Here is an 813-nt window from a genome sequence, read left to right as displayed (position 1 = left end):
TTCGACATTGACTTTTGAACCTACAATCATGAACTGGTTGTCGACAGGAACTATTGTTACGGCTATTCCAAGCCTCTGCAAAAGAAGCTCGAACTGAGCAAGTGACGGAATGGAAGTTTCCAGTCTGTAAGAAGGTTCTTCAAATCCTCTAAGTTTTTCAGCTTCAGCGGAAATTGCTTCCAGAACAGACTCCGCTGCAATGACTATGTAGCCGCTTCCCGATGTGGTCAGAGTAATCTCTGAAAAAAGCTCAGTTCCAAGAAAGTCGTTGAGATATGTCCTGAATTTCTCAATATCCCAACCGGGAATAGCTTCGATCTGCAGGGATAACCTGTTCTCCTGACTAGACATTCTATTTTCAACCATTTCTTTGATTCTAGGTATTCTCTCTTCGATAATGGTTTCTATCTCGGCGAGTCTCTCCGGGTAAGCACTGACTACCAGCAATCCTGCCGACTGAATGAAGTCTGCCGTTTCATTCTCCACGAGAATCGTCTGGAGTAACTCGCCCAGACCTGAAGAATAGATTTCGGGAGCGATTTCAAGAATGGATTCTTTTGTTACCCTGTATATCTGCCTTTCGTGCTGTTCCAGTTCAAGAATAGCCTTTTCCATTATTTCCGAAGGCGCATACATGAAGACCAATCTATCTGCAATCTGCTCAACTGTGTACTCATCTTGGACAAGACCCTGTGCCGAGTAGAAGGTTCTGAGAAAGGCCGAGACTTCCTCAAAGGAATCATTAGCTTTTAGTTCAAGATATGTGCTAGAGTAATCTTCGAAAGTGATCCCAGTGAAAAGTGAGAGGAGATA

At 43.7% G+C, this 813-nt stretch carries 1 protein-coding gene; it reads right to left on the bottom strand.

The features are described 5' to 3' along the window. A partial coding sequence (locus BG32_RS01445) for a hypothetical protein (RefSeq protein WP_147434784.1) occupies positions 1-813 on the bottom strand: 813 nt, incomplete at both ends.

The sequence above is a fragment of the Mesotoga sp. HF07.pep.5.2.highcov genome (assembly GCF_003666285.1).
GTDB lineage: Bacteria > Thermotogota > Thermotogae > Petrotogales > Kosmotogaceae > Mesotoga > Mesotoga prima.
The sequence above is the reverse complement of the archived record's forward strand: the minus strand, read 5'-3'. Positions and strand labels throughout refer to the sequence as shown.